At 37.2% G+C, this 8,790-nt stretch carries 5 protein-coding genes; 3 read left to right on the forward strand and 2 right to left on the reverse strand.

Features of this window, described 5'->3' with window-relative positions; all coding sequences use genetic code 11:
- Positions 1 to 376 precede the first annotated feature (376 nt).
- Complete coding sequence (gene clpB, locus PQG54_RS11565; RefSeq protein WP_271790688.1) at positions 377 to 2,962, forward strand: ATP-dependent chaperone ClpB; 2,586 nt, start codon at positions 377 to 379, stop codon at positions 2,960 to 2,962.
- 239 nt (positions 2,963 to 3,201) lie between these two features.
- Complete coding sequence (locus PQG54_RS11570) at positions 3,202 to 4,218, forward strand: DUF3472 domain-containing protein (RefSeq protein ID WP_271790687.1); 1,017 nt, start codon at positions 3,202 to 3,204, stop codon at positions 4,216 to 4,218.
- A 47-nt stretch (positions 4,219 to 4,265) separates the two neighbouring features.
- Here the strand turns inward: PQG54_RS11570 and phrB are convergent, their stop codons facing one another.
- The gene (phrB, locus tag PQG54_RS11575) at positions 4,266 to 5,687 is read right to left on the reverse strand and encodes a deoxyribodipyrimidine photo-lyase (protein WP_271790686.1); all 1,422 of its coding nucleotides are present in this window, start codon (positions 5,685 to 5,687) and stop codon (positions 4,266 to 4,268) included.
- Positions 5,688 to 5,883: 196 nt separating this feature from the next.
- On the opposite strand from phrB, the gene PQG54_RS11580 reads away from it, so the two are divergent.
- On the forward strand, positions 5,884 to 7,272 hold the full coding sequence (locus PQG54_RS11580; protein WP_271790685.1) for a sugar porter family MFS transporter: 1,389 nt from the start codon (positions 5,884 to 5,886) through the stop codon (positions 7,270 to 7,272).
- Between the two features lie 84 nt (positions 7,273 to 7,356).
- Here the strand turns inward: PQG54_RS11580 and PQG54_RS11585 are convergent, their stop codons facing one another.
- A complete protein-coding gene (locus PQG54_RS11585; protein WP_271790684.1) occupies positions 7,357 to 8,391 on the reverse strand; it encodes a TIGR04086 family membrane protein in 1,035 nt (344 codons plus the stop codon).
- Positions 8,392 to 8,790: the final 399 nt, after the last annotated feature.

An 8,790-nucleotide genomic window follows, 5' to 3' on the forward strand; every position in this document is an offset into this window, starting at 1 on the left:
TTGTCATATGTCATTATTTTTGGGTGAATATGTCAGAAAGTTTTAATCATCGATTAAATTAGATCAATAATTATCATTAAGATGATTATGTAGGATATCTATAAAGATACTGTTAAAAAAATTGATATTGAATAATATTTTTCTTCATTCATGATGATATTTGATGTATATTAAACACAGTAGAAGGGATGAAAGGTTTCTTTACTAGAATAAATAATAGAGATGAGGTCAAAATGATCATTTTGATGCTTTAGAAGAGCTCTTATTATTTTTATAATTATACTTACCTATTTTATAATGATTAGAGACGTTGCCTAATGATAGGGGCGTTATTGAAAATATAGGCTTGTCGCCTAAAATAAAGGGACAAAAAAATATGAATATAGAAAAATTTACCGAACGGTCACAAGGTTTTTTGCAAGCTGCACAGACGATTGCTATTCGTGAATTTCATCAGCAATTAACCCCTCAACATCTATTAAAAGCATTATTAGATGATAATGAAGGGGCTGCAGCGTCATTAATTCGTGCTGCTGGTGGTGATCCGAAAATTATTCAAGGTGCGGTTGAGCATGTTTTGGAATCTTTACCAAAAGTGCAAGGCGGTGGGGCTGGGCAACCTCAAGCAACGCCAGAACTTATTCGTGTCTTGGATAGTGCTGAACAAGAAGCCACCAAAGCAGGTGACTCGTATGTTGCTCAAGACCGTCTATTATTGGCAATTGCAGCCTCTGATACGCCTGCAGGGTATGCGATGCAGAAAAATGGTGTTTCTGCACAAAATTTATCCCATGCAATTGACGCTATTCGTAAGGGTCGAAAGGTTGATAGTGCGAATGCCGAGGCTTCTTTTGATGCGTTGAAAAAATATGCAAGAGATATGACGGAAATTGCACGTCAAGGTAAGCTTGATCCTGTGATAGGGCGTGATGAAGAAATTCGTCGTGCCGTTCAAGTGCTTGCACGTCGGACCAAAAATAATCCCGTGTTGATCGGTGAGCCCGGTGTGGGTAAAACCGCAATTGTGGAAGGTTTGGCGCTTCGTATCGTTAACGGAGACGTGCCTGAAGCACTAAAAAATAAACAATTATTGGCTTTGGATTTAGGAGCCTTGGTTGCTGGTGCTAAATACCGTGGCGAGTTCGAAGAACGACTAAAAGCGATTTTGAAAGAAGTCGAAACAGCAGCAGGAAAAATCATCCTATTCATTGATGAAATGCACACGATTGTTGGGGCTGGTCGCTCTGATGGGGCGATGGATGCGTCTAACTTAATTAAACCTGAATTAGCTCGTGGTACATTACACTGTATTGGCGCGACGACATTGGATGAGTATCGTAAATACATTGAAAAAGATGCAGCATTAGCCCGTCGTTTCCAACCTGTATTTGTGGGTGAACCAACGGTTGCAGATACAATTTCTATTTTGCGTGGTATTGCGGAAAAATATGAATTGCATCATGGGGTTCGTATTGCAGATAGTGCCTTGGTTGCCGCTGCTACGTTATCTAATCGCTATATTACAGATCGTTTCTTGCCTGATAAAGCGATTGATTTAGTTGATGAGGCTGCCAGTCGTTTGCGGATGCAAATTGATAGTAAACCAGAGGCTTTGGATGAACTTGATCGTCGTTTAATTCAATTAAAAATTGAACGTGAAGCGCTGAAGCGTGAGGAAGATTCTGCCAGTAAAGAACGTTTGGCAACCTTAGAAAGTGAAATCGCTGCATTGGAAGAAAAATCTGATGCAATGACGGCTGCTTGGCATGCAGAAAAAGAGCAAGTTAATGCAGTGCAGAAATTACAAGAGCAATTGGATCAAGCGCGCTCTGAAGTCGAAGTTGCTCAACGTCAAGGGAATTTAGCCAAAGCGTCTCAGTTGATGTATGGCACCATTCCTGATTTGCAAAAACAAATTGAAGATACACAAAGCAAGAACAACGAACATCCAGAGGCTGGGCAGCTGGTTTCTCAAGCCGTGACCGATCATGAGATTGCTGGGGTCGTTTCACGTTGGACAGGCATTCCAGTCGACAAAATGCTGGAAGGTGAACGTGCGAAATTACTTCGTATGGAAGATGAGCTTCGTGAACGTGTCATTGGCCAAGAGGCTGCATTGAAAGCTGTATCTAATGCAGTCCGTCGTGCGCGTGCGGGATTACAAGATCCCAATCGTCCAATTGGTTCGTTCTTATTCTTAGGCCCAACAGGGGTCGGTAAGACAGAACTAACCAAAGCATTGGCTGATTTCTTGTTCGATGATGAGAAAGCAATGGTGCGAATTGATATGAGCGAGTTTATGGAAAAACATGCTGTATCTCGTTTAATTGGCGCGCCTCCTGGTTATGTTGGATATGAAGAAGGTGGCGTGTTAACCGAAGCGGTTAGACGTCGCCCTTATCAAGTCATTTTGTTTGATGAAGTTGAAAAAGCGCACGAAGATGTCTTTAATATTTTGCTGCAAGTGCTTGATGATGGTCGCCTAACGGATGGTCAAGGACGTACCGTTGATTTCAGAAATACGATGATTATTTTAACCAGTAATCTTGGTTCTGAAGTTTTAGCTAATCAACCAGATGGTGAAACAACCGATATGGTTCAGGCCGAAGTGATGAAGGTCGTGCGTTCACATTTCCGTCCAGAATTTTTGAATCGTTTGGATGAAATTATTCTCTTCAGTCGTTTACAAAAAGCAGATATGGCGAAGATTGTTGATATTCAACTAGGTCGTTTACAAAGTCTCTTGGCTGATCGTAAGATTAAATTAAATCTTGATGACAAAGCCCATAGCTGGCTAGAGCAAGCTGGATACGATCCTGTTTATGGTGCTCGTCCTTTGAAACGAGTCATTCAACGTAATTTACAAGATCGGTTAGCAGAGTTGATTTTGCAAGGCAATGTGTTTGACGGGGAAACTATCCCTGTCAGTGCAAACGATCAAGGGCTAATAATTCAAGGATAATATAAAACAGAAGAACCATAGTTTAAAATAGATTTTTTACTATTCTTCAACCAAGAAGCGAGTTATTTTAAAGAATAACTCGCTTTTTAATTGTTATTTTCATAATAAATTGTTAAAATATTATGTATTATTCTAATTATACTATAAGTAATACAGTTATATTACTTATAATTAATTATCATAATGAAAAATTTTATTTAACTTTTATTTTAAACTATATAATTATTTTGGATATTATTATGAAAAAATTATTAATTTTATTGACATTACCTTTGTTAGGTTTGTTTAGTCATGCAAGTCATGCTGTTGTTGCAGGGGGAATAGTCGCCATTAACCACCAGTGGCCATTTAATGGTCAATATACGAAAATGTCTTTCTTTCAACAAATCAATCAAGACGGTGGAACCAAGTCGCATTATTATTGGGCAAATCAATTTTTTTTTAAAGGTGGAGATGGTGCATATATTGGTTTGCAAAACCGAAGTGGTGGCGTGAAGGCAGTTAATTACTCAATTTGGGGTGCTTCTTCTTGGAAAAGTGGAAAATGTAATAACTTTGGACATGAGGGCACAGGTGTGCAATGTGAACTCATTTATCCTTGGGCAGTAGGGCATGCCTATCGATTAGATGTCAGTAAAAATGGAAATATTGTTACTGGGACCGTAACTGATCTAAATGACAATAAATCGACGCAAATTGCGCAAATTGAGGTGCCTAGTACATATGGTAAATTGTATGCATCCTCAGGTTTTGTAGAAGAATACAGTCAGGGCAATCAACAATTACCCACATGTTATACTATGGGAGCCGAAAATGCGGTTTTTAAAAATCCAATCGCAGATAATACTGTTGTTGCCAGACAAACAACCTATACTTACGGTGCATGTAACGATCCCTATATAGTGGAAGCTTCATGCAATACCTCATCCTGTCAAAATACAATTAATGACTTGAAAAATATTCCTTCTCCTTTCGCACCTTCTATCGCGGTTACGAATGGGCAAGAAATTACACAAGATCAACTTAAAACTGCTTTATCAGGCGAAAACTTGATTGTTATTCAGATGCAAGATGGAAAATGGTCTCCTAAAGTTTCTTTTCCTAGTGCGAGCAGTTTGCCGTGGAAATCTATTACAATTGATCAAAAAGCTGGTTATAACACGACTTTGTATATGAATAATACGACTGTCCAAGTGGCTAAAGGGCAAAATGTTACCTATACTTCTATTTCTGGTGTGTGGAAAAAAGTAAACTAACTGAATTAATATTATTGTAGTGTATGTTGATACACTACAATAACAGACTAAGCGCTTTTTTTAGCTGCTTCAAAAGCTTCCAGTGTTTCTTTTCTGGCAATATCATGAATAACGACAGGTTGAGGATAGTCAATCAATTTTCCGTTTTTTTCTGCCCATATATGAGGTTCATGAATAAATTTATCTGGTACTTTTGCAAGTTCAGGTATCCATTGTCGAATAAAATCACCTTTGGGATCAAAGCGTTGCCCTTGGGTGGTTGGGTTAAAAATGCGAAAATAAGGTGTGGAATCCGTTCCAGTAGATGCGGCCCATTGCCAACCACCATTATTGGCAGCTAAATCCCCATCTGTAAGTTGTGACATAAAATAGCGTTCACCCCAACGCCAATCAATCAGTAAATCTTTAACTAAAAAACTGGCTGTAATCATGCGTAATCGATTATGCATCCAGCCTGTTTGGTTGAGTTGTCGCATGGCTGCATCAATAATAGGATACCCAGTATTTCCTGTCTTCCATTGCTCGAAATGGTCTGGGTTATTTTTCCATTTGATACGATCCGTCCAATCAATGAATGGTTTGTGTTTGCATAAATAAGGGTGAGCGACGATTAAATGCTGATAAAATTCCCGCCAAATCAGCTCGTTAAACCATGTAAATGCGCCACTTTTTTGTTTTTCCCAAAAGTCTGGATATTCTTGAACCAAATATTGGAAGCATTGTCTGACGGATATCACCCCTAATGCGAGATAAGCGGAAAGATGGCTGGTATAGTCAAGGCTAGGAATATCACGCTTCTCGGTATAATCTTCAACTTTTTCAGCACAGAATTCTTCAAGTTTTTCCAAAGCTTTTTGTATATCAGGAACAAAAAAATCATAATCCTCTTTGGGATAATCAAGCGCCGCGATTTTATTTGCTTTTATTGTTAATTTTTTTCTAGGTTCAGGTTTACTATGTATATTGGGAATGTTTTGTATAAATAGATCTAAAAATGCATTTCGAAAAGGTGTAAAGACTTTATACATTTGTTGTTGACCATTTAAAACAGTCAAGGGAGTGCTAAAGAGGTTTCCATCAAACTCAAAGCATTTGATATCAGAGTCTAATTTGTCTTTTAATAAACGATCTCGTTTACGTTCATTATATTCATATTGATTATTATAAAAAATTTGATCAACGGCATGTTTTTTGCATAGCTGAACAATTTCATCGATGCTATCTGTAAAATTGTCGGAAGTTTGAAAAAGCAAAGGGATATTTAATGCAGCAAGTTCTTTTTGTAATTCAATTAACCGATCATGAATAAAGCAGACTTGCCTGGCTGACATGTCATGTGCTCTCCATTGCTGTGGTGTGGCAATATAAAGCCCAATAACAGAGGCATCTTTATCTTCGCATGCTTTACTTAATGCAGGGTTATCCAGAACACGTAAGTCGTTTCTAAACCAGACCAGATTTGTTTTCATGTTGATACCTTCGTTTGCCTAATACACAATATGTTGATAATTGTATTATGGAGTAAATATTATTTTAATATTTTAACAAATAACTATAATATAAAATGATAAATAAAGATAAAATATTATATCTGAGTATGCACATTTTATTTTATCCGCATTCAAAATTCATATTATTTAAAACGTATTTTATAGGGAAGTATTCATGACAACATTTGTCCATCATGATACACGTGCGTCCAAAAACAATGGTGTAGTCATTGTCATTGCTGTGATTGCTGCTTTGGGTGGGTTACTATTTGGTTATGATACTGGGGTGATTGGGGTTGCTTTACTTGGTTTGGGTAAACAATTTGCATTGGATGATTTCAGCAAGCAGTTAGTAACGGGTGGAATTATTTTTGGCGCACTATTTGGGTGCTTGGGTACGGGGCCTTTATCAGATAAATTTGGGCGCCGTATTATGGTTGTCGCCGTGGGTATTGTGTTTGCGTTGGGGTCTTTGGCTTCTGCGTTTGCACATAACATAGAATTTTTGATTCTATCGCGGTTTGTTTTAGGGCTATCAGCAGGTAGTTCAACTCAAATTATTCCTGTTTATATTGCCGAAGTTGCACCACCAGAACATCGTGGTAAGATGGTCGTATTATTCCAGTTTATGGTTGTATTTGGCATTACAGTGGCTTATTTCAGTGGTTTTGTTTTAGGTGATCACTGGCGGTGGATGTTTGGTCTGGGTGTTGTTCCGGCACTTATTTTACTTGCAGGTATGTTCTTTTTACCAGAAAGCCCGCGTTGGTTGGTGATGAAACATAAAGATCAAGAAGCAGTCGCAATTTTAAGCCGCTTGCGTGCAAATAGCGATATTGTCCAAGCTGAAATGGACGAGATCCATACCGTTTCTAATCAGCCTCAAGGGACATGGAAGGATCTTGCTCAACCTTGGATCAGGCCTGCGGTGATTGTAGGCGCATCGATTGCCATGTTTTCGCAAATTACAGGGAATAATGCGTTAATTTATTATGCGCCCACAATTTTAACATCTGCAGGCTTTACTGAAAAAGCAGCAATTTTAGGAACAGGTTGTAGTACAATTTTGATTGTTATTATGACCATGGTTGGTAGTATATTAGTCGATAAGATAGGTCGCCGCCGCTATTTGTTATGGACTATTCCTGGATCTATTGTTGCACTAATTTTAATGGGGTTTTTGTTCATGGGCGCAGGCCCTCAAACAGATTTCAGTAAAATCATGGTTGTTGTTTGTCTTGCAGCATATTTAATGTTGAACTGTGGGGGGTTTGGTGTTTGTATTTGGTTAATCAATGCCGAGGTATATCCGTTATTTGTCCGCGGTAAAGGCGCAGCATTAGGATCATTTAGCCATTGGTTCTTTGATTTGATTGTTACTTTAACAACATTAAGCTTAGTCACTGCACTTGGAGCGACATATACATTCTGGCTATATGCCTTGATTTCTATTGTGTCAGTGATTTTTATTATTTTCTTGGTTCCAGAAACCAAAGGGAAATCTCTAGAAGAAATTGAAGGTGAACTCAAAGCAAATAAATTCTATCCTTATCAGCAAAAATAGGCTCTAAATTTATTAAGGGGAAAATATATAAGATATTTTCCCCTTAATAATATTTTCAATACAATAATATATTAAGTAAACAATTTATGACTGAGAAACTGTATCTTCGCGAGTTCTCGTTCCCCATAATCCAAACAAAGAGCTTACGATTGCACCAATTACAAGACTAATGAAACCCCATAGAGCCATGCTGGACATTGTTTTTGCAGCTTGGTCAGCTTTTGCTTTCGCTTCATTTTTCAAAGAAATATAGGTTTGTTTTGCATGTTGTAGATTGCCTTCTAAACTATTAATTCTTTGGTCAACTTTATTAATGGCGTTATTGTATGCTGTAATATAGTTGTTGATTGCTTGATGAACTTCTTTGTTGTTTAATTCAGAGTTATCAGCAATTGTTTTTTCTATTTGTTCACGATCAATAGGCTGTGCAATAGTTTGCGCGCGTTTTTTAAGTTTTTCGACAAGTTGAGAGATCAAGGTGTCTGCTTGGTTTGGGTTAAAACCAATATCTCTAATTGTTTGTGTTAACTCATTCTTTGCATCATTTAATTGTTGTTGAAGATAATTAGGTTGCAAAGTTGGGATATTACTTTTCTTCAAAACGGATTTGATTTTTTCATCAACATTATCAAGATTATTGGTGTCAATATTGGTGTTAATATCCATTTGTCCAAAGATTTTTTGACCTAGATCAGCTGTTTTCCCAATGCCGGATCCTGCTGCAGAGGCTGCACCACCAATCATGCTGCCAGTTGCTGAAACCGTTGAACCAACAACAGTTCCAACAGTCTGAATAACTCCTCCTATAATAACAGAGCTTAGAATAGCACTGATAACAAGAGAAGTTGCCCATACTAAAAAGCCGTGGATAATACCATCGCTGCCAGCTAAACGCCCTGCGATGAATGCGCCCAAAGCAAGACTTACCAACGTTGCTATAATTGTCCATACAAGGAAAGATTTACCAATATGACTTGCTGTATCAGAAGTTTGAGGGGAAATAACCCCAGCACTGAGCATCATTAATGCAAAATACACAGCAATAACAGCAAATACACCGGCAATGATACTGCCCCATGAGATGCGTTTTTGCGGATTTGTAATGTTATGAATGGCCATTAATGTTTCCTAAATAAATAAATTGAATCAAAATTATTCTTCCAATATAATCTATAAAAAATACATATTTAAAATAGTAATTATTGTAAATTTACTTATAAAAATTGAATATGTGTCAATTATTCAACATATTTATTAATAAAATTGTTTAATATTTACTATTTCATTAATATTAATTAATGAAATTAACTATTTGTTAAGTTTTAGAAAGGATAGTTTTATGAAAGGTTAGATTCTTCGTTTTTATTTGGAGGATGCATATCGAGTAAGATATTGATTTTTTTTAGAAAACGAGATTTTTTAAAAAAACTTAAAAAAAAGGTTAAGAATCTTATTGACGCTTCTATTCAATTTGTATAGAAGTGTTTTTACCGGAGCGGTGGTTAAGAAAACTTCTTG

Source organism: Commensalibacter communis, from assembly GCF_947179015.1.
Lineage (GTDB): Bacteria > Pseudomonadota > Alphaproteobacteria > Acetobacterales > Acetobacteraceae > Commensalibacter > Commensalibacter communis.